The following is a 23,840-nucleotide window of genomic DNA, read 5'->3' as shown; positions in this document are numbered from 1 at the left end:
GCGGCGCGCCGTCAAAGACGTGGCCCGAGGCTTCGAGGGCCGCGGCGCCGATTGTATATGATTGGTGCTTTTCGATTGTATCGAGGGACCACCGCGCGGTCGAATTGCATGCTTTACGCCGGCTTTTCCTCGCAACGCCGCTGCAACGGACTTGTTTTCAAAAGAACAGGCATAATGATGCGCCCGGCCGCCGCAGCGTGCCGGACCAACGATGTGCAGACCCACCATGACCATAGCAAGCACCCAGAACGGCCCCTTGCGCCACTTCCTGCAATTCCGTGATTTCTCCGCCGCCGAAATGCACTACGTGCTGGAGCGCGCCCGCCTGATCAAGGACAAGTTCAAGCGCTACGAGCCGCACATGACCTTGCACGATCGGACGTTGGCAATGGTATTCGAGAAGGCCAGCACGCGGACGCGCGTGTCTTTCGAAGCGGGCATGTATCAAATGGGTGGCTCGGTCATCAACCTGACATCCAACGACTCGCAGCTGGGACGATCCGAACCCATCGAGGACACCGCACGGGTGATCTCGCGCATGGTGGATATCGTCATGATCCGGACCTTCGAGCAGACCCGCATCGAACGCTTTGCCGCGCATTCGCGCGTGCCGGTGATCAACGGCCTCACCAACGAATTCCATCCCTGCCAGATACTCGCCGATATCTTCACCTATGTCGAGCATCGCGGGCCCATTGCGGGCAAGACGGTCGCCTGGGTCGGCGACGCCAACAACATGTCATACACCTGGCTGCAGGCGGCGGAGATGCTTGGATTCACGCTGCATGTATCGACGCCGTCCGGCTATGAGCTGGACCCGCTCCGCACGGGCACGCCGCCGGCCTCCGTGCTGCGGCAGTTCAAGGACCCCATGGACGCCTGCCGCGGCGCGCATCTGGTCACCACCGACGTGTGGACCAGCATGGGCTACGAAGCCGAAAACGAACAGCGGCGCGCGGCGTTCGCTGACTGGTGCGTGGACGCCGACATGATGGCCGTTGCGGCGGCGGATGCCGTCTTCATGCACTGCTTGCCTGCCCACCGTGGCGAAGAAGTCACCGGGGAAGTCATCGACGGACCGCAGAGCGTGGTCTGGGACGAGGCTGAAAACCGCCTGCACGTGCAGAAGGCACTGATGGAGTTTCTCCTCCTGGGCAAGCAGTAGCAGGCCGTCTTAGCCGATCGCCTTGAACATGGTGCGCTTGGTATTGCGGAAAGACGGCCGCACCCGGTCGCTCCAGGCCGTGGCGCGCACCGCCAGCCAGGGCGGGCTGCCAAAGGTCTCGAGGGACTCCAGATCGTAGCAGGCATGGTAGCGCGGCCCGCCTTCGGTGCAGATGAAGCGTTCCGCCCGCACGGTGCCCGGCACCCCAGCCAAGCCGGGCAGATGCTCCTGGTCGTACCAGTCGTTCAAATCCTGTTCCGCCGTCCCGACCACATCGGTTTCCACGATGTAGTGCCAAGGAGCGGCGCGTCCGGACGAAGCACCCGGCAGATCTGCAAGCCGACGCAGACGCTGCACGCCCGCAGTCGGATAGGCTGCCAATGCGCTGGCCCGGATGGTGGCCGCCACGCTGTTGGCGCCGACCGACGGCAACCGGCAATAGACATAGGTTTCCTGTGCATCCATGGCGGCATAAGCCTGCACCGTGCACCCGTCCGTTGTCCCGCTCACGGCGTCCTGTAGTGCCGCCAGGCCGGCACCGTCCAACCGGCGGTCGGGCAACTTCAGCAACAGGATGTCCGCTTCCTGGCCAAAGGTGGGGGGTGGGGTATGGTCCATGTGTCCCTCGCACAAAAACCGTCATGGTCCCGCAACGCCCGGCAGCCCGCAACACCTCGCGGCCGATCGCGGCGGCGGCGTTCGACATTGCAGGGCCGCAAAAGCGGTAAAATCGCGGGTTTTCTACCCGGGCGACACGCAATGGCAACCATCCTTCAGCACATCCCCGTCGGCCAGAAGGTCGGCATCGCGTTCTCAGGCGGCCTGGACACCAGCGCTGCCCTGCACTGGATGCGCGAGAAAGGCGCCGTGCCCTACGCCTACACGGCCAACCTGGGCCAGCCGGACGAGCCTGACTACGACGAGATCCCGCGTCGGGCGATGCAATACGGCGCCGAGAAAGCGCGCCTGATCGATTGCCGCGCCCAACTTGTATCGGAAGGCATTGCCGCGCTGCAAAGCGGAGCCTTCCACATTTCGACCGCCGGCATCACGTACTTCAACACCACCCCCATCGGCCGTGCCGTTACCGGCACCATGCTGGTGGCCGCAATGAAGGAGGACGACGTCAACATCTGGGGCGACGGCAGCACCTTCAAGGGCAATGATATCGAGCGTTTCTACCGTTACGGCCTGCTGACGAATCCCGACCTCAAGATATACAAGCCGTGGCTGGACCAGGCCTTCATCGACGAGCTTGGTGGCCGTGCGGAGATGTCCGAATACATGCGGCAATCCGGCTTCGAATACCGCATGTCGGCCGAGAAAGCCTACTCCACCGACTCCAACATGCTGGGGGCCACTCACGAGGCCAAGGACCTGGAGCATCTGAATTCCGGCATCCGGATCGTCCAGCCCATCATGGGTGTCGCATTCTGGCGCGACGACGTCGACGTCAAGCGGGAAGAGGTCACGGTGCGCTTTGTGGAAGGCCGGCCTGTTGCCCTCAACAACGTGGAGTATGCCGACCCCGTCGAACTCATGATGGAAGCCAACCGCATCGGCGGCCGCCACGGCCTCGGCATGAGCGACCAGATCGAAAACCGCATCATCGAAGCCAAGAGCCGCGGCATCTACGAAGCCCCCGGGATGGCTCTGCTGTTCATCGCGTACGAGCGGCTGGTCACCGGCATCCACAACGAAGACACCATCGAACAATACCGCGACAACGGCCGCAAGCTGGGCCGCCTGCTGTACCAAGGGCGCTGGTTCGATCCCCAGGCCATCATGCTGCGCGAAACCGCACAACGCTGGGTGGCTCGCGCCATCACCGGCGAGGTGACCGTGGAACTGCGCCGCGGCAACGACTACTCCATCGTCAATACCGATTCGCCCAACCTGACGTACAAGCCGGAACGCCTGACCATGGAGAAAGGCGAATCCGTGTTCTCGCCCCAGGACCGCATCGGCCAGCTCACCATGCGCAACCTCGACATCGTCGATACGCGCGATAAGCTTTTCACCTACGTGAAGGCCGGGCTGCTCTCCCCTACCGCGGGTGCGGCGCTGCCCCAATTGAAGGAAGACAAGAAGTAAGCCGCTTCCGCCAATAAAAAACCGCGCGTCCGCGCGGTTTTTTATTGGCGTTCGGTGAGGGGCGCACGCTCCTCGGGGATCCCTCTGCACCGGCCCTGACGGGAGAGCGAGCTCAGAGTTCTACCTGCATTCCCATCTCGACAACCCGGTTGGGCGGAATCTTGAAGAACTTCGTGCTGCGGGTCGAATTACGCGACATGAATGCAAACAACGCTCGCCGCCAGCGGCGCATCGCCGGACGCTTGGCCGCGACGACGGTCTGGCGCGACAGGTAGTACGAGGTCCGCATCGGCTCCAGGTCCAGTTCCGGATATGCCTCCGCCACCTCCCGGAGGGCGTCCGGCACGTTGGGCTCTTCCTTGAACCCGTACGTCACCACGGCCTGCCAGCTCGACGCACTGAGTTTCGTCACGGAGAAGCGCTCTTCGGCCGACACATACGGCACATCCGCGCTGTGTATGGTCAGGAACACCACATGGTCGTGCAGGACCTTGTTGTGCTTCAGGTTGTGCAGCAAGGCCGGCGGAACATTCCCGGGACTCATCGTCATGAAGATGGCGGTCCCTTGTACGCGTGCCGGCGGATATTGCTCCAGTTGCTCCATGAACTCGGCCAAGGGCTGGCGGTCGCGCTGCTGCAACGCGTTCAGGAGATAGCGGCCGCGTCGCCAGGTGCCCATCAGCGTGAAGACGATGATCCCCACCATCAAGGGCAGCCACCCGCCCTCTTCCACCTTCAGCGCGTTCGCCGAGAACAGCAGCATATCGAACACCAGGAGAAAGCCCAATATGCCCCACCACATCGCCCGCCGCGGCCCATTGACCGCGGCGCGCGGCATCAGGGACAACAGCAGCACGGACGTGGTGAGCATCGTGCCGGTGACCGCGAAGCCGTAGGCTGCCGCCAGATTGTCCGAACTGCGAAACACCAGGACCAGCAGCAGTACGGCCCCCAGCAACAAGGCATTCACCTGTGGCAGGTAGATCTGCCCCTTCTCCACGGCGGAAGTGTGCAGGATCTCCATGCGGGGCCAATAACCCAGCTGAACCGCCTGGCGGGTCATCGAATAGGCCCCGGATATCACGGCCTGCGAGGCAATGATGGTCGCCAACGTGGCCAATCCCACCAGCGGTGCAATGCCCCAATCCGGCGCCATCAGGAAGAAGGGATTCGCGATCGCTTCCGGGTCGCGCAGCAACAATGCACCCTGGCCGAAGTAGCACAGCGTAAGCGCCGGCATGACCATCCAGAACCACGCCCGCTGTATCGCGCCGCGACCGAAATGCCCCATGTCGGCGTACAGCGCCTCGGCCCCCGTCAGGGCCAGCACCACGGAGCCCAGCAACACGAAACTCGCGCGCGGCGATTCCACCACGAAATGCAGGCCCCACATGGGATTGAGCGCGGCCAGTACGCCCGGCGCCTGGGCGATCTGCCAGATTCCCAGCACGGCCAGGGTGCCGAACCACACCGTCATGATGGGCCCGAATAGCTTGCCCATGGTCCCTGTGCCGCGGGACTGGATCATGAACAGGCCAATCAGGATCAGCAGGGATAGCGGGACCACCCAATGTTCGAAGCGGTTCGACACCACGCTGATACCCTCCAGCGCAGAGAGCACGGATATCGCAGGCGTAATCATGCTATCGCCGTAGAACAGCGCCGCGCCGAAAATCGCAAGCCCGATCAGGAAGGTGCGCATACGGCCGGAGCGCCCGCGTATCGCCAGCTCCAGCAACGCCAGCGTGCCCCCTTCCCCGCGGTTATCCGCGCGCAGCACCAGCATGATGTACTTGAAGGAAACGACCAGCATGAGCATCCAGAACAGGATGGACAATACGCCCAGGACATGCTCGGGCCGCAGGTCGCCATAGCCTACCAGGCATGCGCGCAGGGTGTAGAGGGGGCTCGTCCCGATATCGCCATAGACGACGCCGAGGGCACCGATGACCATGGCCGCCCGAGAAGAAGACGCGGAGACCGCCGCGGGAGCGGAAGAGGCACTGGCGCTTGCGGTTCCTGTCGTCATACCTGAATGTCGTGTCGGGTCAATTGGGTGCCTTTGCGGGGCCCGGGAAACACCACCGTCAACCGTGTGCCGGGGAAATCCGGGCGGCTGGTGAGCTTCCACCATGCGCCATGCGCGTGCGCAATCTCGCGCACGATGGCCAGTCCCAGGCCCGAACCGCCCACCGTTGCGGTGGGGGACCGATAGAAGGCCTCGAATACGCGGTCCTGGTCTTCCGGGGGGACGCCAGGACCATCATCCATGACGGTCAGGCTGGGGGGCGTGCCGCCCACGTTCAGCGTGATGCGCCCCGCCGGATTGCCATAACGCAATGCGTTGTCGATGAGGTTGCCCAGCAGCTCATCCAGCAGCAGCGGATCGGCGTCGATCCATACCGGCGTGTCGGGCGCGACCAGGTCAAGTTCGAATTGCGCCGCGCGCACACGCGGTATCCACTCGGCGCCACTGGCGCGCACCCATTCGCACAGGTCGACGCGCACGAAACTATCCTGCGGCCGGGCATTCGGATCGGCGCGGGCGAGCACCAGCAACTGCTGGCCCAGGCGTATCATGCGGTCGCTTACCGCCTTGATGCGCTCGGCGCGGGCCCGGACATCGTCGGGCAGAGGCCGCGCGAGCATCAGTTCCGATTCCAGCCGCAGGCCGCTCAGTGGGGTGCGCAATTGATGCGCGGCATGGCCGATGAAGCGGCGCTGCGCCGCCAGGGACGCATCGAGCCGGGCCAGCAGGTCGTTGGTATGCAACACCAGCGGCTCCATTTCCGCGGGCACGCCAGCGACTTCGAGGGGTTGCATATCGTCGATGGAACGCTGCCGGATTTCCTCGGACAGCAGGTTCACCGAACGCAGTCCGGAGCGGACGCCATGCACGACGACCCAGGCGAACAATCCCATCAAGGCGACCTGGCCCAGCACCATGAGCAGGAAGAAGTCCTCCAGCATCCAGATCGCCATGTCGATCTTGTGCGTCATGACCCAGGTCGCGGCCAGGTCCAACAGCACAAGCAACAGGATCGCGGGCAACAGCCGAACGACGAGGTAGCGCGCCAAAGACCCTTTGGGCAGCAGACCAGGGCGATAGGTACTCTGGCTTTGCAGGCTACGGATACGTTCGGACTGGATATCCACGCTCATGATCGTTGGCCAAGCCGGCCGGACGATACAGCCCGGTTATCCGGTAACGAAGGCCGTGCGCTCTCAGGCTGCTTCCACGTCCAGCAGGTATCCGAAGCCACGCACCGTCTGGATGCTGGCACCGGTGCCTTCCAGGCGCTTGCGCAATCGGTAGACATAGACTTCCACGGCGTTTTCGCTGAAGTCGGCGTCCCAGGCTGACAAGGAGTTGACGATCTGGCGCTTGGTCACCACGCGCCCAACACGCGCCATCAGCATCTCGAGGACGGAGAGTTCGCGCACGGACAGGGACAGCCGTTCGCCGTGCACGCGGACCTCGCGGCCCACTGTATCAAAGACCAGCGGTCCGACCTCGATCAAGGGTTGAGCCTGCCCGGCGCGCCGCCGGCCAAAGGCGCGCACGCGCGCCGCCAGCTCGGGCAATTCGAACGGCTTGGTCACATAATCGTCCGCGCCTGCGTCCAGACCGGCCACGCGGTCTTCGATGCCGTCGCGCGCCGTCAATATAAGCACGGGCACCTGGTTGCCGTCCGTGCGCAGTTGGCGCAGGACATCCAGGCCGCTGGTGCCGGGCAGGTTGAGATCGAGCAGAAGCAGATCGTAAGGTTGGCCCGCCAGGGCGCCCAGAACCTTGTCGCCGTCAGTGAGCCAATCGACCGCATACCCCTGGTCGGCCAGAAACTCCTGCAGCGCGTGGCCCAGGGTTGTGTCGTCTTCGATTACGAGTACTCGCATGGCGCGATTCTAGCGCGATCCGGAGCGCAACGCGCTAGCGTGTTGCGCTCCCCAGGCGAAATTTCTTCAGGCTAGCGCACGGGGGCGGCCGAAGGCGTGGAAGCCGGCTCCGCCGTGCCCTGCCCGCCGGGCGCCGGATTGGTGACGAAACCGATGCGGCCCAGTCCCGACCGGCGTGCCGCGCCCATTACTTTCGCCAAGGTCTCGTAACGAGTGTTCAAGTCCGCACGGATACGGAGTTCAGGCTGCGGCTGGCTCGCCGCGGCCGCCGCAAACCGTGCCGCCAGATCGGGCTCCGCCACGGGCGTTTCGTCCCAGAACAACTGCCCTGCCGCATCGATGGCCAGGTCGATCGTCTTCGGTTCCTCTTTGACCGGCTCGGCGCTGACCTGCGGCATATTGATACGGATGGAATGCGCCAGCAGAGGCGCAGTGATGATGAAAATCACCAGCAGCACCAGCATCACGTCGATGAGCGGCACCATGTTGATTTCCGACATCGCCTGCCCGCCGGAGCCTTTGTTGTCGAATCCGCCGAACGCCATTTATTCGCTCCCGCGCACGGCCGGCGCGCCGGAACGCCGCATGGCGCGCACCTTGCCGTCCGATACTGCGACCTGCTGCCCGGTCGTCAGGAAGGCGAACAGATCATGCGCGAACGCGTCCAGCCGGGACAGCAGCACCCGGTTCTTGCGCACGAAGGTGTTGTAGGCCAGTACGGCGGGAATGGCCACGGCCAGGCCCAGGCCTGTCATGATCAATGCTTCGCCCACGGGCCCGGCGATGCGGTTGATGGTGACGCCGTCGGCCATCCCGATACCGACCAAGGCGTGGTAGACGCCCCACACCGTGCCGAACAGCCCGACGAACGGTGCCGTGGACCCGACTGACGCCAACACGGTCAAGCCGTTCTCGAGCTTGGCGGTCTCCTCGTCGATGACCTTGCGCATGGTTCGCGTGACGAATTCGCTGTTCGAACCGGTCTCGGCCAGCTTGGTGGCGCCGTACCGCGCATGATGGGCCTGTGCGTGCATGGCATGGGCGGCCAGATGGGAGAACGGGTCGCGCGCGCCATGAGTGCTTATCTCGTGCTCCACCTGCTCCAGGGAGCCGGCGTTCCAGAACTTGTTCAGGAAGTCCTGCGCCCGCTTGCGCACCACCATGCCGTTGGCCGCCTTGACCAGTATCAGGTACCACGTCACCAGAGACATCAACAGCAGGATGACGAACAAAGTCTTGCCGACGATGTCGCTCTGCCCGATGAAATGCATCATCCCCATATCGGGCGTTGCAAGCGGGGGCGTGCCGGCCTGGAGAACGCTACTGGCCAGGGGCGCGGCGTTCGGCGCCTGCGCCGCGGCGGCCGCGGCAGCCTGTCCGGCGCCAGGATCGGCAGGCGCGGCGGGCGTGGCCTGCGCCAGCACCATGGCGATGTGGTGTGCGATGGACATGTCAGTTCCTTATATTGAAATCGAATGGAATTCGAGCCTGCACGGTGTAGGCGACACCGTTGCGGGTGTAGGGCTTGAAGCGCACGCGGCGCAACGCATCCAGCGCCGCCTCGTCCAGGCGCGGATAGCCAGAGGAAGACACCACCGTGGCTTTTTCCACCAGGCCCTGCGGATTGACGACGACCAGCACCATCACCCTGCCTTCCTCACGGCGCCGCTTCGACGCCGCCGGATAGACCGGGGCCGGACCTGCGCCCAGGTACTCGATATTGGAGACCGTTTCGGGCTGGTCGCGAGGCGGACCCTGGCGCGGCGCCTGCGTCATCGTCGCGCCATCCGGCGCACCCGCGGGCGGTGCCGGGGTCGGCGGCTGCTCCACAGGCTTGGGCGCAGGGGCCTGCTGCACCGGTGGACGCGGCTTGGGCTTGGGCTTGGGTTTCGGCTGGGGGGCGGGCACGGGTGGCTTCTCGACAACCGGCTCCGGTTCGGGCGTGGGCTCGATCTTTTCAGGCGGTGCCGGATCCGGTTCAGGCTCCGGCTTGACCTCCGGCTCCGGCTCCGGTTGCGGCGGCGGAGGCTGGACCGCGGGCTGCGGCGGCTGTTCCGTTTCCGGCGCTTTTGCCACTTGCGGTACGGGAGCTTCCACCACGCTCACCATAATGGGCTGGCTCTCCGGCAATACCGGCTTTACCTCTTCCGTGGACAACATGCCGGCCGCCACGATCGCATGCAAGGCGACGACCGTAACGGCGGCGGTTAACCGGATGCCCAGGGAAGATTTCGACGAAGTGGACCAACCGCTCTTGTTGCGAGGCATGAACCAGCCCGATGCCATGACGTATATGTGCCGTGCGACTACCCGGAAACCGGGAAGCCCTACGCGGAGTGAGTCCGATATGCTATCCCAAATGCGAATTATTCGCAAAACCATTGCCGGGACGGCGCCCCGTACTGTATGGACTCAGCGCTCCGCACCGAGGGCGGAATGCGGCGCGCCCAGCTCGCGGTATTCCGCCACCGCGATCGCCAGGAACGCCTGGATAACGCTGATCCGCGAAGATCCGCGCGACCAGATCAGGCCGAACCGCCGTGGTTCACAAGGCGCGGGCAGCGGCAGCGCCACAATATTCAACCGCGAGATCACCCCACTGGTCGACATGGGCAGGATGGCGACGCCCAGATCACGGCTGACCATCACCGCGATGGACTCGATGGCATTGAGCTCGAACCGTTCGCGGGGCCGAATGCCGACTCGCCGCAGGTAATCATCCGCATGGCGCCCGCCCCAATCACTGCGGGTATACCGGATGAATGGTTGCGTCGCGAGCAGCGTGTGAGGATCCCGCCCGGCGTGGTGCGGCGCCACCGCCAGGACGTGCGGTTCTTCGCGCAGCAGATGCCAGGCCAGACTCTTGGGCAGCGGATACGGCGCCTCCAGGGCGATGGCGGCGTCCAGATCGCCGTTCTCGATGCTGGGATAGAACTGGGCGGAATGACCCGGATGGATATCGACGCTGATTCCGGGGTGCCGCCTTACCAGTTGCTCCAGGATGCTCGGGACCGTGGTGTTCAGCGCCGTGTGGCCGGCGCCCAGCCGCAGTTGCCCCACGGTCTGGCTGGACCGCGCCAGGTAATGCAGGCGTTCGACCTGTTCCAACACCTGCTCCACCGACTCCAACAGCCGTGCGGCGTTTTCGGTCATGTGCACCGTACGGCCCGCGCGGGCCACCAGTACCGTGCCCAATTCCTTCTCCAGGACGCGGATTTGCTGCGCGACCGCCCCATGAGTCAGGCCGAGCCGGCGTGCAGCCGCCGCCATGGACCCATGGCGCGACACAGCCAGCAGCGTCTTGAGATAATCGGTATTCATAACGATAGAGATTCTATCGTTATATCGCAGCCAGCCCGATGCAATGGGGGCCGCTTGTTTGTCACAATGCCCGGAAAAGGAGACAACGGTGAAAAGCAAGCTCTTCGTTCCCGCATCGCGCCCGGAACTGTTCGCCAAGGCCATGGCCAGCCAGGCCGACGCCATATCCTTCGACCTCGAAGACGCCGTGGCGCCCGAGCGCAAGGACGAGGCGCGTCGCGTCCTTGCCGACTGGCTGACGGCAGACATGCCGCGGCTCTATCCTGCACACGGCAAAAAAATTATCGTTCGCGTCAATGGCGTGGACAGTGTGCATTTCGCGGCCGATCTGGCCGCGCTCGGCCTGGCACCCGTCGACATCCTCAATGTTCCGAAAATCGAAAACGCCGCCGATGTGAGAGCCGCGGTGGCGGCGCTCGCGGCGGCAGGCTTTCAAGGTGGATTGCTGGTGAATATCGAAACGCCGCGCGGCCTCGCCATGGCGGCAGAAATCGCCAGCGCCCATGAAACCGTGTGCGGCCTGCAGCTTGGCCTGGCGGACCTCTTCGAGCCGCTGGGCATTGCGCGCTACGAGCCGGAGACGCTCAGGCATGTAATGCTTGCGTTGCGCCTGGCGGCCGGCGCCAGCGGCAAATACGTGCTGGACGGCGCCTACCCGAATGTGGCGGACCGCGACGGCTTTCGCACCGAAGCGCGGCTATCCCGCTCGTTGGGCTTCCTGGGCAAATCCTGCATCCACCCCAGCCAGATCGCTATTGCGAACGAGGTATTCGGGTACAGCCCCGAGGAAATCGCGCAGGCACAGCACATCGTCGACGCCGCCCGCGCACACCCGGGCACGGGCGCGTTCCTGCTCGACGGCAAGATGATCGACGCCCCCTTCGTGCGCCGCGCCGAGGACATCCTGCTGGCCTGCGGCCGCCAATGAGCTTTCGGTTCCGAGACACCCCATGACGCAACAAGCTTATTCCGAACGCCCCTTGTCGGGCATACAGGTACTCGATCTCAGTGCCTACATCGCGGGTCCCTACGGTTGTGCCCTGCTGGGCGATCTGGGTGCCGACGTCATCAAGGTGGAACCGCCCGAAGGCGACAACCTGCGCAAGTACCCGTCGACGCTCGCGGCGGAGAGCCGCGCCTTCCTGGGCATCAACCGCCACAAACGCGGCATCTGCCTGGATCTGAAGACGCAGGCAGGGTATGACGTGCTGTGCGCGCTGGTGGCCAGGGCCGATGTCCTGGTGCACAACTTCCGCCCCGGCGTACCGGAGCGGCTGCGCATCGATTTCCCGACTTTGCAGGCCTTGAATCCCCGGCTCATCTATTGCGCCATGACGGGATACGGCAGTACTGGTCCCCTTGCCAAGCATGCCGGCTACGATCAGGTGCTGCAGTCCATGACTGGCATGTGCTCGGCCCAGGGCAAGGCCGATGGCCCGCCCGAAATCCTGTATGGATCCGTGGTCGACTATTACGGCGCCGCCCTGCTGTCCAACAGCGTGGCCGCTGCCCTCTACCGCCGCGAGAAAACAGGCATGGGCCAGGCGATCGACGTATCGCTGCTGGGTAGCGCACTGGCCATGCAATCGGCTCGCCTGGTCTGGGCCGAGGGTGAGCCGCGGCATATCGAACGCGACATGCGGTCGGGCGGCATCACGGGGATCCATCCGACGCGCGATGGCTATCTTTATATCTCCGCGAACACGCCGCATTTCTGGCGAGCCCTGTGCGAACACCTGGGATTGGCGGAACTGGCGGACGACCCGGAATACGACAGCGTCAAAAAGCGCGCCGCGCGGGCGGCCGACCTCATTCCGCGCGTACGCGCCGCCCTGGCGCGCGAAACCGCACCGACATGGGCGGAACGCTTCGGCCAGAGCGTACCCTGCGCGGTGGTCAATCGCGTGGAAGACATGTTCGACCATCCGCAAGTCCAGTCCATGGGATTCATGCGGCAATACACGAACCCGCAGGCAGGCGCCTATCTGGGCCTGGCTCGCTGGGCGCACTTCGGCAACGAGGCGGCCGCAAGCAAGCCTGCCGACCTCGCGGACGGTGCGCCGGCGCTGGGCCAGCATACGCGGCAGATTCTGCTGGACCTGGGCTATCCGCAGCAGGCCGTCGAGGACTTGATTGCCTCGGCCGCGGTGCGTTGATACGCGCGACACTGGAATCACCACATGACAAACACCCGACGCTGGCGCGTACGGCCGGAAGGTTCGAACTGGGGCGACTTCGGCCCCGATGACCGCCTCGGCACGCTGAACTACATCCAACACGCGCAACGCCTGGCCGCGGTCGCCGAAATCCGCGCCGGCCTGTCGTTTTCGCTGAGCCTGCCGCTGGACGTGCCGCGCGCGCCCGTGCTCAATCCCCGCCGCAAGGGCCCCGTGATCCGGCCGTCTGAAAAGAACGGCGTACCGGTCTACCGCTATCCGCTGGCGTCGGACGTCCCGGGCGCAACCGACGTCGTCAGCGACGACAGCGTAACGCTGTCGCCGCAGTACTCGACACAATGGGACGCCCTGGGCCACATCGGCGCGATGTTCGACCCCCACGGTGACGGCCATCCCGTGCCGACGGGCTACAACGGTTTCCAGGTAAGCGAACCGCACGGCCCCGACTTCAACGGCACGCAGGAGTTGTCCATTGCGCCAATGGCGCGGCATGGCATCCAAGGACGCGGCGTGCTGGTCGACCTACGCGCACACTTCGGCGACGATTTCCGCCTGGTGTCATACCGCGATCTGATGCAGGTCATGGATACGGATGGCGTCGAAGTGCGCCAGGGCGATGTGCTGTGCCTGCACACCGGACTGGCCGACCTGGCCTTGCGCCTGCCGGACGCCAAACTGGATCGCCTGAAACACAGTTGCTGCATGCTGGACGGCCGCGACGCCGATCTGCTGAACTGGATCGCCAATAGCAAGATTGCGGCCATCGCGGCGGACAACCATGCCGTTGAACGGCGCAACCACACCCTGGATGCCGACAGCGGGCCGCTGCTGCCCTTGCACGAACTCTGCCTTTTCAAACTGGGCCTTCCGCTGGGCGAACTGTGGCACCTGACGGCGCTTGCCGCCTGGCTGCGCCAGAACGACCGCCACGCCTTTTTCCTCACTGCTGCCCCGATGTACCTGCCAGGCCTCGTAGGGGCGCCCGTGAACCCCATCGCCACGGTATAGCACCGCGGGCGTTATCTATCCCTTTATAAATTCCACTGGAGAAGACCTTGAATCTACAACGACGCAAACCTGCCGCCGGATTCGCCGTCGCGCTGGCGATGCTGGGCAGTGTCGCCACCGCCGCAGCGGCCGACTATCCGGCCCAGCCGATCACGCTCGTCGTGCCCTACTCGGCCGGCGGCGGCGCCGACAACGCGGCACGTATCATCGCGCAGGGACTCGGCGAAGTCTCGGGCCAAAGCATTGTCATCGAAAACAAGGGCGGCGCCAGCGGCTCCATCGGTGCGGCCTTCGTCGCGCGCGCGGCACCGGACGGCTATACGGTGCTGTACGACGCATCGGCGTTTTCCATCAATGCCGCGACCCGCAAGCTCCCGTACGACTTCAAGAAGGATTTCATCCCGGTGTCGCAGGCCGTGAGCGTGCCCAACATCATGGTGGTGGCCGCCAACTCCCCGTTCCAAACCGTGCAGGACTTCATCAACGCCGCCAAACAGCATCCCGGCAAGCACACCTTTGCTTCGTACGGGCCGGGCAGCCTGGCGCAGATGGCAGGCGAATTGTTGAAGAAGGACGCATCGCTGGACCTGGTTCACATCCCATATAAGGGCGGTGCACCGGCCTTGGTCGACGTCATGAGCGGCCAGGTCGATGTCTATTTCGCCAACGCCGCTTCCAGCCTGAATTACATCGCCGGCAAGAAGCTGCGCGCACTGGCCGTCACGTCGGACAAGCGGATGGCGGAATTGCCCGATGTGCCGACCATGGCCGAAAGCGGCATCAAGGGCTTCAATGTCGTCGAATGGAACGGATTTTTCCTGCCCGCCGGCACACCGGAGGCCGTCGTGAATCGCCTGCAAACCCTCGTGCAGACGACGCTGGCGCGCCCTGACGTGAAGGAGAAGCTTGCCAAGCTCGGCCTGACGCCGGTCGGCAGCACATCGGCCGAATTCGCCAGCTTCGTCGATTCCGAAGAAAAGCGATGGGCCGAGGTGGCAAAAGCCAACAACATCACGGTGAACTGAATCCCCGTCCAGTCACGCAACCGGGCCGCAATGCGGCCCGCGCCAATTGCCGGGGAACTATCTGGGAATATTGCGGGGAACCGCAAAAGACTTGGTTCCGAATTCCGGGGAATGGTGGGTGCTGAGGGGTTCGAACCCCCGACCTACGCCTTGTAAGGGCGCCGCTCTACCAGCTGAGCTAAGCACCCCCGGAACGAGTGGGACCACTCTGGATGCAAGCCGCGTAACGCCAACGAGTTGGCCGCTGCAAGCCGAGCATTATAGCGATTGCGCAGGCGGTCAGCAAACCAGACGCTGCGAACATTGCCGGGCCGGGCGACGCCATACCGCACCATCCGTTTCGCCGCCGGCCACGTCGCGGCCCGCCTCACGCCTTTGAGGAAAGACAACATGAGCACAGATGACAGTTTCGAAAAAGGAATGCGCAACCGCCGCGAAGTGCTGGGCGACGCCTGGGTCGACCGTTCGCTGGCGCGTGCAACCACCTTCACCGCCGAGTTCCAGAACCTGATCACCCGCTACGCCTGGGACGAGATCTGGAGTCGTCCGGGCCTGCCGCGCAAGATGCGCCGGGTCATGGTGCTGACGACGACCATGGCTTTGGGCCGCTGGGAGGAATTCGAACTGCACGTGCGTGCCGCCCTGGGCGCTCGCGACGAAACCCGACTGGCGCCTGACGAGCTGAAGGAAGTGCTTTTGCAGAATGCCATCTATGCCGGCGTGCCCGCCGCCAACACGGCCTTCAATCTGGCGCAGAACATTCTGCGCGAAATGGCCGCGGACATCGGATATACGGTTGCGCCCGCATCTCCATCCGACGCTGCGTAGGCGTTTCCCATTTCGCTGAGCGCCGCCTCCGGCCCAGCCGATAGTCCGGACCGGGGCGGCGGAACACCCTTGCACCGCCTGCCAAGGCAATCCGCGCAAGGGCCGGGGCGGTACGAGCACGACGCTGCGCTCGCGATACCGCGGCGCTTCATGTGCCCCGGCGATACCGGGGCAGCCAGGGCCACAGGACAATCAGTTGACCGCGTCCTTCAGTGCCTTGCCGGCGCGAAACTTCGGTACCTTGGCCTTTTTGATTTTGATGCTCTCACCCGTACGCGGATTGCGCCCCGTACGTGCAGCACGGGCCGAAACGGCGAACGTGCCGAAGCCGACCAGCGTTACCGTACCACCCTTCTTCAGCGTCGACTTCACAGCGCCGATCAGCGCATCGAGGGAGCGGCCGGCGGCGGCTTTCGAGATATCGGCCTTGCTGGCGATGTGGTCGATCAGTTCAGTTTTGTTCATGTAGGATTACCCCTCACAGGTATGGCGTCGTAGCGGCCCGACCGGCCGGAAAGACTTCGAATGGCTTCTTCTTCAGCGCGTTTGCGTCGCAAACCGCGGCGTTTAAATTGCTACGCCGCCCATGATCTTGCCGGCATGAAAACGGGCAAACCAGGAGCGACGCAGAGGCGTATTAGGCATCGCCGGCAACATGCTGTCAAGAAAAAAGCGGGCTGAAACCCGCGCCATTGCTGGCGTTGCGGCACGGAAGCCACTTGCCGCGCCACCCATGCCCCCGTCACGATGCCGGGACGCCAGCACGATGCCGTCGAGGCATCACGCCGTACATGACTACACGTCGACCCAGCGGCGCAGCAGGTTGTGATAGACGCCGGTAAGCTGTACCAGAGCCGGATGGTCACGGACGTCCTGGTTCAGGCGTTGTATGGCGACATCCAGCTCCAGCAATAAAGTACGTTGGCTATCCTCGCGCACGAGGCTTTGGATCCAGAAGAATGAGCTGATACGTGCGCCACGCGTGACCGGATTTACACGGTGCAGGCTGGTGCCGGGATACAGCACCATATGTCCCGCGGGCAGCTTGACATGACGCGCCCCGTACACGTCATCGATAATCAGCTCGCCGCCATCGTAGCTATTGGGCTCGGATAAAAATAGCGTGGCCGACAAGTCGGTACGCACCCGTTCCGCCGTACCGGCGACCGGACGAACCGCGTTATCCACGTGATAGCCGAAGGCTTCCCCGCCCTCGTAACGATTGAACAGCGGCGGGAAGATCTTGCGCGGGAGGGCGGCCGCCATGAAGAGATTATTGCGACCCAGCCGCTGCAGGATCAGGTTGCCCAGCTCCTGTGACAGGGGATGGCCTTCAGGCAGCTGCCGATTCTGCTTGACCTGAGAGGACTGGTAGCCCGCAGTCACCTTGCCGTCGACCCATTCGGCGGCATCCAGCCGGCGCCTGATATCAGCAGCTTCCGCAGGGGTAAACAAATCGGCAATCTGGATCAACATCGTGCGCCTCCACGCTATGCATGCATACAGCCGCGCAGCGCCTGATCGAAATCGCCCAGCAGGTCTTCCTCATCCTCGATGCCGACCGAGACCCGGATGAAACTGTCGGCGATGCCCATCTGCGCACGCCGGGCCGCGCCCATTTCGTAGTAGATGGTGTGCGCGGCCGGCAGGGCCAGGGTGCGGGTATCCCCCAGATGCGTCGCCAGGATGACGACGCGCAGGCGATTCAGGAAATCGAAGCAGTCGATACCGTCGATCAGTTCCACGCCCAGCAAGGCGCCGAAGCGGCCCTTGAACAAGCTATTGGCCCGCTCGTGCTGCGGATGGGAGACCAGCCCAGGGTAATAGACCTTGGACACGCCGGCATGGCCGGCAAGGAAATGCGCCAATGCCGACGCATTGTCGCAGTGCTTGCGCATGCGCAAGGCCAAAGTTTCTGCACCTGCCGCGATACGATGCGCAGGTTCGGCGGCGAGCGTACCGCCCATATCGCGCAAACCTTTCTTCTTGATCTGCAACAGTCCCCAACTGGTCGATGGGCCCTTGCGATACGAGTCATAGATGTTGTCGTATCCGGCCCAGTCGTACAGTCCGGTGTCGGTGATCGAGCCGCCCAGCGCATTGCCATGGCCTCCGATGTACTTGGACAGCGAATTCATGACCAGGGACGCCCGGACATCGATGCCACGCAATAGCCACGGCGATGTCAGCGTGTTGTCGACTACATAGACCAGCCCCCGGTCGCTGCACAGTTTCCCGATCGCGGCAAGGTCGGCGACCTGAGTGCCAGGATTGGCAATGGTCTCGACGAATACCATGCGCGTGTTGGGCCGTACCGCCTCTCGCACCTGGGCAGCGTCGGTGGCATCGACGAAACTGACTTCGACGCCGAGGGACGCCAGCGTACTGAACAGACTGGTGGTATTGCCGAAGACGAACTGGCTTGACACCAGGTGGTCTCCCGCCCGCAGCAAGGTGGTGAACACCGCTGCAAGGGCCGCCATACCGGTCGCGAAGCTTACTGTCGAGACCCCGCCCTCCATCTTCGTGATCTTGGCTTCCAGAGCAGTTGTGGTCGGCGTACCCTGGCGCGCATACGAGTAGCCAGCCTTGCCCTGAAAAACCGCCGCCAGTTCCCTTGCGTCTCCATATCCATATTCCGAGGACACATGCATGGGCTTGTGCACGGCGCCGTGCTCGACGGCATCGCGCCGGTCGGAATGAAGGATGGTCGTGGTAAAGCCGGTCTTTTCCATGGTGTCTGGGCGCTGAATAAGCCAATGCGGGAGGGGCGTTGAATTTTACCCCTGGCGCTGGCGAACAGTCTCGTATAAACAAATGGCGCTGGCGACGCTGACGTTCAGGCTTTCCACCGAGCCCAGCATGGGAATATTCACGAGCTCATCGCAGGTCTCGCGCGTCAGGCGCCGCATGCCCTCGCCTTCCGCGCCCATGACCCACGCCATGGGGCGTCGGGCATCGATGCCGTGTAGCGATGTGGTGGCCTTGTCGTCGGTACCGACCAGCCACACGTCACGTTCCTTCAATTCGCGCATGGTGCGCGCGAGATTCGTGACCATGACATAAGGCACCGTATCGGCCGCGCCGCAAGCAACGCGCTGGACCGTGGCATTGAGCCCGACCGCACGGTCCCGCGGTGCGATGACGGCGTGCACGCCCGCGGCATCGGCAGTGCGCAGGCAGGCGCCCAGGTTGTGCGGGTCGGTCACACCATCCAGCACCAGCAAGAAAGCTGGGCCTTCTATGGCATCGAGCACATCGTCGACATCCACCGCCAATTGCGCCGGCTCCGCGAGTGCGATCACGCCCTGATGGCGCGTGCCCCGCGCCATTCCGTCGAGCCTTTCGCTGGAGACCGGATGCACCTTGCAGCCGGCGTGGCCCGCCTGCTCGATCAGCGCAACCATGCGCTTGTCGCGCCTGGATGCCTCCACATAAATTTCCTTGATGGACGACGGCGCATGGCGCAGGCGCGCCACGACCGCGTGAAACCCTGCAAGAACCTGGGTTGACGCCATAAAACCGATACCTCGTATGGTGTGCCCCGCCCGGGCGGGGCAGCAATCAATGCCGCTTGCGCGCGGCGGACTTGCTGGCGCCCTGCGCCTGCCGTGCAGCGACGCGATCGGCCTTCTTGGCCTGCGCGCGCCGCACTTTGGCCGTCTGGCCTTTCAGGGCCTGCGGCTTGGTGCTGGCCGCCTTCTTCACGCGCCGCGGCGGCTCTTCCGGCCCACGCAACGCGGCCTTGCGCAGCGACTCGAAACTGGTGCCCTTGACCAGGCGGAACTCGATGCGCCGCGCTTCCAGGTCGACCCGCGCGACCTGCACCTGAACCTTGTCGGTCAGGCGGTACCGCATGCCCGTGCGTTCGCCGCGCAACTCGTGCAAGGCATCGTTGAACTGGAAGTATTCGCCCCCGAGTTCGGAAACGTGGACCAATCCTTCGACATGCAGCATGTCGAGGGTGACGAAAATGCCGAAACTGGCCACGCCGGTGACCGTTCCGCTGAAATCCTCACCGACGCGCTCCTTGACGAACCAGCACTTCAGCCACGCCTCGACATCGCGCGACGCGTCGTCGGCGCGGCGCTCGCTGGCCGACAGGATCAGGCCGAGCTTCTCCCAGATAGCGTGCTCGTGCTCTTTGTGCGACCGCCCGATCACGACGGGCTCGTCCTCCAGGCGGGGCACATAGCGCTGCCCCACCAAGAGCGCCTTGATTACGCGGTGGGTAAGCAGATCCGGATAGCGTCGGATCGGCGACGTGAAATGGGTATAGGCGGGATAAGCCAGGCCGAAGTGACCCACGTTCTCCGGGCTGTACATGGCCTGCTGCATGGAACGCAGGCACATGGTCTGGAGCAGGGGGTAGTCGGGCCTTCCGCGGACGCTGTCGAGGAACTCGCCGTAATCCTTTGCCGTCGGCGTATCGCCACCGCCCAGCGTCAACCCCAGCGTGCGCAGGAACTCGCGCAACGATTGCAGGCGGTCGGGCGTCGGACCTTCGTGAATGCGGTACAGCCCAGGGTGCTTGCTGCGCGCCATGAATTCGGCAGCGCAAGTGTTGGCCGCCAGCATGCATTCCTCGATCAGCTTGTGCGCGTCATTGCGCACCACGCCAACGATCTGCTCGATGCGGCCGAGTTCGTTGCACACGATTTTGGTTTCGACCGTATCGAAGTCGATGGCGCCGCGCTTGCGACGGGCCTGCGCCAGCAGCTGGTAGAGCTCGTACAAGTGCTGGACCTGTGGCAGCACGTCCGCCATCGCCTGCGCCGCCGGCCCGCCGGGCTGCTGCAGCGCCGCCCACACATTGGTGTAGGTGGTACGGGCGTGCGAATGCATCACTGCGTTGTAGAACTGGTAGGCCGTCACCGTACCGGCCTTGGTTCCCGTGGCCGGAATCACCATGTCGCAAACCAGTACCAGCCGGTCCACCTGCGGATTCAGCGAGCACAATCCGTTCGATAGCGTTTCCGGAAGCATGGGAATGACGCGGCGCGGGAAATACACGCTGGTCCCGCGTTCGACGGCGTCCTCGTCCAATGCATCGTTGGGCTGAACATAGTGGCTCACATCGGCGATCGCGACCAGCAGCCGCCAGGCGGGCCGCTTGCGTTGTCCCGAGCCCAGCTCTACCGGCTCGCAATAGACGGCGTCGTCGAAATCGCGGGCGTCTTCCCCGTCGATCGTGATAAGCGGAACGTCGCGCAGGTCGATCCGGTCCTTCAGATCGGACTTGCGGACGGCATCCGGCAGCCGCGCCGCCTGCTTGCGCGCAGGTTCAGTGAACTCGACGGGCACGTCGAACTTCCGGACCGCGATCTCGATTTCCATGCCGGGATCATCGATCTCGCCGAGGACCTCGGCCACGCGTCCGAGCGGCTGGGTATGCCGCGTGGGCTGCTCCATGATTTCGACGGCGACCACCTGGCCGTGCTGGGCGCCGTTGGTATCGCTGGGCGGGACCAGGATATCGTGCTTGATGCGCTGGTCTTCGGGCACCACGATGGACAAGCCATGCTCGTGCAGGAACCTCCCCACCAGCTTGTTGGTGCGGCGCTCGATGACTTCGACGATGTTGCCTTCCGGCTTGCCGCGATATTCACCATTGGGCTTGACCAGCACGCGATCCCCATGCAGGACCTTGAGCATCTCGCGCGGCGACAGAAAGATATCCGGACCGCCGTCGTCGCGCACCAGGAAACCGAAGCCGTCGCGATGGCCCTGTACGCGGCCCGCGACGAAGTCGAGCTTGGTGGACAACAGCAGTACACCCTTGCGATTCGGCATCAACTGGCCGTCCCGCTCCATGGCCCCCAGCCGCCGCTCGAAACCGACCAGGGTGGCGGGCCGGTGGACACCCATGCGTTCGGCCAGCTCAGCCGGCGACAGCGGCGCGCCGGCGGAGCGTAACGCACGCAGGATGTCTTCGCGGCTCGGAACGTCGGGATCGAAGTCCGGCGGCGCCTCGGGCACGACCGTGGGTCTGTTTTTGTTATTGGAGTCGCTGCTCGATCGTTTTGCCAAAGTCGAAAATCCTGTTTATAATGCGCAGCTTCTGTCTTTCGCAGAAAACCGCCAAAACGCCGACCCAAAAAGTCGACCGCATGGTTGGTTCGAAGCCTGCTTCGAACTCAAGTGCAAAGGCGGTATTCTAACGAAATACACAGTGCCCAGGTGGCGGAATTGGTAGACGCGCATGGTTCAGGTCCATGTGCCGCAAGGTGTGGAGGTTCGAGTCCTCTCCTGGGCACCACGAATTGCAAACCCCCGGTGTGGAAACGCAGCGGGGGTTTTTGCTTTGCACTGCGGATTCGCAAATGGGTTCCGCACGGGCCGCTGGAGGACAATCGCCATGTTGAGTAACCAGCTTGCGGCATCCGGAAAAAATGTGCATAATCGCGCCTCTCTTCGCTGCGGCAGTTTCACGAGCACGGCGAACGGGCCCAGGTGGCGGAATTGGTAGACGCGCATGGTTCAGGTCCATGTGCCGCAAGGTGTGGAGGTTCGAGTCCTCTCCTGGGCACCAGCAGATCAAGGCAAGGCTTCGCGGCCTGAGCCTCTTCAGTCAAGTCCTTGTAGTCGAGCCCCGCCAAGCATACGCTTGCGGGGTTTTTGTTTTGCGGGACAGCCTCAAACGCCTCGGCCGACCTGCGACGCGCGGCTCATCGTGACGTGCGGAATCCCGGCCTCCATGAAGGGCTCTCCCTCCACCACGAATCCGTGGGCCTCATAGAAGCCGCGGGCATGTACCTGCGCGTTCAATACCAGCCTGGCGTGTCCGGCGGCATGTCCCGCGTCGACAAGCGCTTGCAGCAGACGCGCGCCTACTCCCATCCCCCGCGAATGGCGATGCACCGCCATGCGGCCTATGTGTCCATCCGGCAGCAACCGGCCCGTACCCAGCACCCTGCCGTCCGCGTCGTATGCGACGGCATGGACGGACACCGGATCGAATTCGTCCAGCTCGATCTCGGGCGGCACATTTTGCTCCACGACGAAAACGGCATGCCGGACGGCGCATGCATCCTCGCGCAGACGACGCCAGTCGCCCACGGTGACAGCTATGGATTGCTGGGTCATGCCCGGCTCCTTATCCCTTACGCAAACCGCGATTTTGCTCACCTCGACCAATGTACGCAAATCGCTGTTCACGATTTTCGCCTGCCCCGTTCGCCGGCACCCGTACCCCCCGATCGCCCGCGACTGCGACCAAAGTGAGGGGCCCCCGGAGCCAAGGTCAAGGATTGCGCGGGGGGCGGCGGCGTGCCGTTAGAATGAGCTCCTTTTTTCGTCCCGCGTCCCCATGCACGCTGTCGTCACCGCCGCATTGCCGGTATTTGCCTTGATTCTGGTCGGCTGGCTGGCGGCGCGCAGGCGCCTGCTCGGCATCGCGGCCAGCGACGTCCTTAATCGCTTCGTCATTTACCTGTCGCTGCCTGCCCTGCTATTCCATGCGATGTCACAGGTAAGCTGGTCGGAACTGGGACATGGCGGCTACGTGGCCTCTTTCGCAGGCGGCATCGCCGCCGCCTTTGCCGTTGCCCTTGCCGCGCATCGGGGAAAGCGCACGCCGCTCACCGACATCAGTATCGAGGCCCTGAGCAATTCCTATGCGAACGCCGGCTTCATGGGTATTCCGCTTTGCCTTGTCGTCTTCGGCCCGCAAAGCCTTGCGCCGGCGGTGGTCGCCACGCTGATGACGGCATGCGTGCTATTTGGGGTGTCTATCGCCCTGATCGAATTCGACCAGCAACAAGGCCAGAATCTGGGCAAGACCGCCGCCAAGGTCGGCCGTGCCCTGATCCGCAACCCGCTGCTGATCGCCCCTGTCCTGGGTCTCGCCTGGTCGGCCACCGGCGTGGCGCTACCTGAACCCATCGACCGCTTCATGGTGCTGCTCGGCAATGCCGCCAGCCCCTGCGCGCTTATCGCCATCGGCCTTTTCCTGGCACAGACGGAAGCCGCCAGCGACGGCACCGCGGTGACGCGGGTCGTGGTCGCGAAGCTGCTGGTGCAACCTGGCGTGACGGCCCTCCTGGCCTTTGGCGTCTTCTCCATGCCACCCGTCTGGGCATGGACGGCCGTGCTGCTCAGCGCGCTTCCCATCGGCACGGGCCCCTTCATGCTGGCGCAGCTGTACGGCCGCGACGCACGCGTGGCGTCGCGCGCGATCCTGCTGTCCACGCTGGCATCCGTGCTCACCATATCCGCGCTGATCGCATGGATAGAAGGGCATGGCCTGCGTTGATGTATTGATGTCCTGATGTCCCGCCGAAAGGCGCGACCGAGGCCCCACCCTTTCCCCCATGATTCCCTTCC

22 protein-coding genes and 3 tRNA genes are annotated in these 23,840 nt (G+C 64.0%); 10 read left to right on the top strand and 15 right to left on the bottom strand.

The features are described 5' to 3' along the window. Positions 1-226: 226 nt before the first annotated feature. Positions 227-1,165, top strand: coding sequence for an ornithine carbamoyltransferase (gene argF / locus BAU07_RS09755; RefSeq protein WP_066656675.1), 939 nt, complete (start codon positions 227-229; stop codon positions 1,163-1,165). Between the two features lie 9 nt (positions 1,166-1,174). Here argF and BAU07_RS09750 read toward each other — a convergent pair whose 3' ends face one another. Then, positions 1,175-1,783: a DUF4286 family protein gene (locus BAU07_RS09750; RefSeq protein WP_066656673.1), complete on the bottom strand. Its 609-nt coding sequence runs from the start codon at positions 1,781-1,783 to the stop codon at positions 1,175-1,177. Positions 1,784-1,924: 141 nt separating this feature from the next. Here BAU07_RS09750 and argG point away from each other — a divergent pair, with 141 nt between their 5' ends. After that, positions 1,925-3,259 carry an argininosuccinate synthase gene (gene argG / locus BAU07_RS09745; protein WP_066656671.1) on the top strand — a complete coding sequence of 445 codons (1,335 nt, stop codon included), beginning with the start codon at positions 1,925-1,927 and terminating at the stop codon, positions 3,257-3,259. A gap of 112 nt (positions 3,260-3,371) precedes the next feature. Here the strand turns inward: argG and BAU07_RS09740 are convergent, their stop codons facing one another. The 7 genes from BAU07_RS09740 to BAU07_RS09710 form a co-directional block, all read right to left on the bottom strand. Beyond that, the gene (locus tag BAU07_RS09740) at positions 3,372-5,288 is read right to left on the bottom strand and encodes a potassium transporter Kup (RefSeq protein ID WP_066656669.1); all 1,917 of its coding nucleotides are present in this window, start codon (positions 5,286-5,288) and stop codon (positions 3,372-3,374) included. Then, a complete protein-coding gene (locus BAU07_RS09735; protein WP_066665214.1) occupies positions 5,285-6,310 on the bottom strand; it encodes a sensor histidine kinase in 1,026 nt (341 codons plus the stop codon). Before BAU07_RS09735 ends, BAU07_RS09740 begins: the two co-directional genes overlap by 4 nt. A gap of 174 nt (positions 6,311-6,484) precedes the next feature. Further along, entirely contained in the window at positions 6,485-7,156 is a 672-nt protein-coding gene (locus BAU07_RS09730; RefSeq protein WP_066656664.1) for a response regulator transcription factor, read from the bottom strand. 71 nt (positions 7,157-7,227) lie between these two features. Beyond that, a complete protein-coding gene (locus BAU07_RS09725; protein WP_066656661.1) occupies positions 7,228-7,701 on the bottom strand; it encodes an ExbD/TolR family protein in 474 nt (157 codons plus the stop codon). Beyond that, on the bottom strand, positions 7,702-8,607 hold the full coding sequence (locus BAU07_RS09720; RefSeq protein WP_066656654.1) for a MotA/TolQ/ExbB proton channel family protein: 906 nt from the start codon (positions 8,605-8,607) through the stop codon (positions 7,702-7,704). It lies immediately after the preceding gene. 1 nt (position 8,608) lies between these two features. Beyond that, positions 8,609-9,424 carry an energy transducer TonB gene (locus BAU07_RS09715; protein ID WP_066665211.1) on the bottom strand — a complete coding sequence of 272 codons (816 nt, stop codon included), beginning with the start codon at positions 9,422-9,424 and terminating at the stop codon, positions 8,609-8,611. A 144-nt stretch (positions 9,425-9,568) separates the two neighbouring features. Next, the gene (locus BAU07_RS09710) at positions 9,569-10,477 is read right to left on the bottom strand and encodes a LysR family transcriptional regulator (protein WP_066656651.1); all 909 of its coding nucleotides are present in this window, start codon (positions 10,475-10,477) and stop codon (positions 9,569-9,571) included. Positions 10,478-10,565: 88 nt separating this feature from the next. On the opposite strand from BAU07_RS09710, the gene BAU07_RS09705 reads away from it, so the two are divergent. The 4 genes from BAU07_RS09705 (at position 10,566) to BAU07_RS09690 (ending at position 14,687) form a co-directional block, all read left to right on the top strand. After that, positions 10,566-11,405 (top strand): HpcH/HpaI aldolase/citrate lyase family protein, encoded by an 840-nt coding sequence (locus BAU07_RS09705; protein WP_066656648.1) that lies wholly within the window; start codon positions 10,566-10,568, stop codon positions 11,403-11,405. 22 nt (positions 11,406-11,427) lie between these two features. After that, positions 11,428-12,633, top strand: a complete 1,206-nt coding sequence (locus tag BAU07_RS09700) for a CaiB/BaiF CoA transferase family protein (RefSeq protein ID WP_066656646.1) — start codon at positions 11,428-11,430, stop codon at positions 12,631-12,633. Between the two features lie 24 nt (positions 12,634-12,657). Further along, positions 12,658-13,662, top strand: a complete 1,005-nt coding sequence (locus BAU07_RS09695; RefSeq protein WP_066656644.1) for a cyclase family protein — start codon at positions 12,658-12,660, stop codon at positions 13,660-13,662. Positions 13,663-13,760: 98 nt separating this feature from the next. Then, positions 13,761-14,687, top strand: a complete 927-nt coding sequence (locus BAU07_RS09690) for a tripartite tricarboxylate transporter substrate binding protein (protein WP_084026038.1) — start codon at positions 13,761-13,763, stop codon at positions 14,685-14,687. Positions 14,688-14,799: 112 nt separating this feature from the next. On the opposite strand, the gene BAU07_RS09685 is transcribed toward BAU07_RS09690, so the two are convergent. Further along, positions 14,800-14,875, bottom strand: a tRNA-Val gene (locus BAU07_RS09685). A 202-nt stretch (positions 14,876-15,077) separates the two neighbouring features. Here BAU07_RS09685 and BAU07_RS09680 point away from each other — a divergent pair. Continuing rightward, a complete protein-coding gene (locus BAU07_RS09680; protein ID WP_066656642.1) occupies positions 15,078-15,515 on the top strand; it encodes a carboxymuconolactone decarboxylase family protein in 438 nt (145 codons plus the stop codon). A 192-nt stretch (positions 15,516-15,707) separates the two neighbouring features. On the opposite strand, the gene BAU07_RS09675 is transcribed toward BAU07_RS09680, so the two are convergent. The 5 genes from BAU07_RS09675 to rnr form a co-directional block, all read right to left on the bottom strand. Next, on the bottom strand, positions 15,708-15,980 hold the full coding sequence (locus BAU07_RS09675) for an HU family DNA-binding protein (protein ID WP_066656641.1): 273 nt from the start codon (positions 15,978-15,980) through the stop codon (positions 15,708-15,710). Between the two features lie 330 nt (positions 15,981-16,310). Next, positions 16,311-16,991 carry a Fe2+-dependent dioxygenase gene (locus BAU07_RS09670; protein WP_066656640.1) on the bottom strand — a complete coding sequence of 227 codons (681 nt, stop codon included), beginning with the start codon at positions 16,989-16,991 and terminating at the stop codon, positions 16,311-16,313. 14 nt (positions 16,992-17,005) lie between these two features. Then, positions 17,006-18,250 (bottom strand): cystathionine gamma-synthase family protein, encoded by a 1,245-nt coding sequence (locus tag BAU07_RS09665; protein WP_066656639.1) that lies wholly within the window; start codon positions 18,248-18,250, stop codon positions 17,006-17,008. Positions 18,251-18,295: 45 nt separating this feature from the next. Beyond that, complete coding sequence (gene rlmB / locus BAU07_RS09660; protein ID WP_066656638.1) at positions 18,296-19,033, bottom strand: 23S rRNA (guanosine(2251)-2'-O)-methyltransferase RlmB; 738 nt, start codon at positions 19,031-19,033, stop codon at positions 18,296-18,298. 46 nt (positions 19,034-19,079) lie between these two features. Continuing rightward, positions 19,080-21,545 carry a ribonuclease R gene (gene rnr, locus BAU07_RS09655; RefSeq protein WP_157122157.1) on the bottom strand — a complete coding sequence of 822 codons (2,466 nt, stop codon included), beginning with the start codon at positions 21,543-21,545 and terminating at the stop codon, positions 19,080-19,082. 144 nt (positions 21,546-21,689) lie between these two features. Between rnr and BAU07_RS09650 the strand changes: the two genes are divergently transcribed. Both BAU07_RS09650 and BAU07_RS09645 read left to right on the top strand, forming a co-directional pair. Next, positions 21,690-21,774: transfer RNA gene (locus BAU07_RS09650), tRNA-Leu, on the top strand. A 188-nt stretch (positions 21,775-21,962) separates the two neighbouring features. Beyond that, positions 21,963-22,047: transfer RNA gene (locus BAU07_RS09645), tRNA-Leu, on the top strand. A 104-nt stretch (positions 22,048-22,151) separates the two neighbouring features. Here BAU07_RS09645 and BAU07_RS09640 read toward each other — a convergent pair. Further along, positions 22,152-22,601, bottom strand: a complete 450-nt coding sequence (locus BAU07_RS09640; RefSeq protein WP_066656633.1) for a GNAT family N-acetyltransferase — start codon at positions 22,599-22,601, stop codon at positions 22,152-22,154. Between the two features lie 223 nt (positions 22,602-22,824). Between BAU07_RS09640 and BAU07_RS09635 the strand changes: the two genes are divergently transcribed. Next, the gene (locus BAU07_RS09635; protein WP_066656630.1) at positions 22,825-23,769 is read left to right on the top strand and encodes an AEC family transporter; all 945 of its coding nucleotides are present in this window, start codon (positions 22,825-22,827) and stop codon (positions 23,767-23,769) included. The last annotated feature ends 71 nt before the right edge of the window (positions 23,770-23,840 follow it).

Origin of the sequence: Bordetella flabilis, assembly GCF_001676725.1 — a bacterium.
Taxonomy (GTDB): Bacteria; Pseudomonadota; Gammaproteobacteria; order Burkholderiales; family Burkholderiaceae_B; genus Bordetella_C; species Bordetella_C flabilis.
Note: the sequence above shows the minus strand (reverse complement) of the source record. Positions and strands in the feature narration are given on the sequence as shown.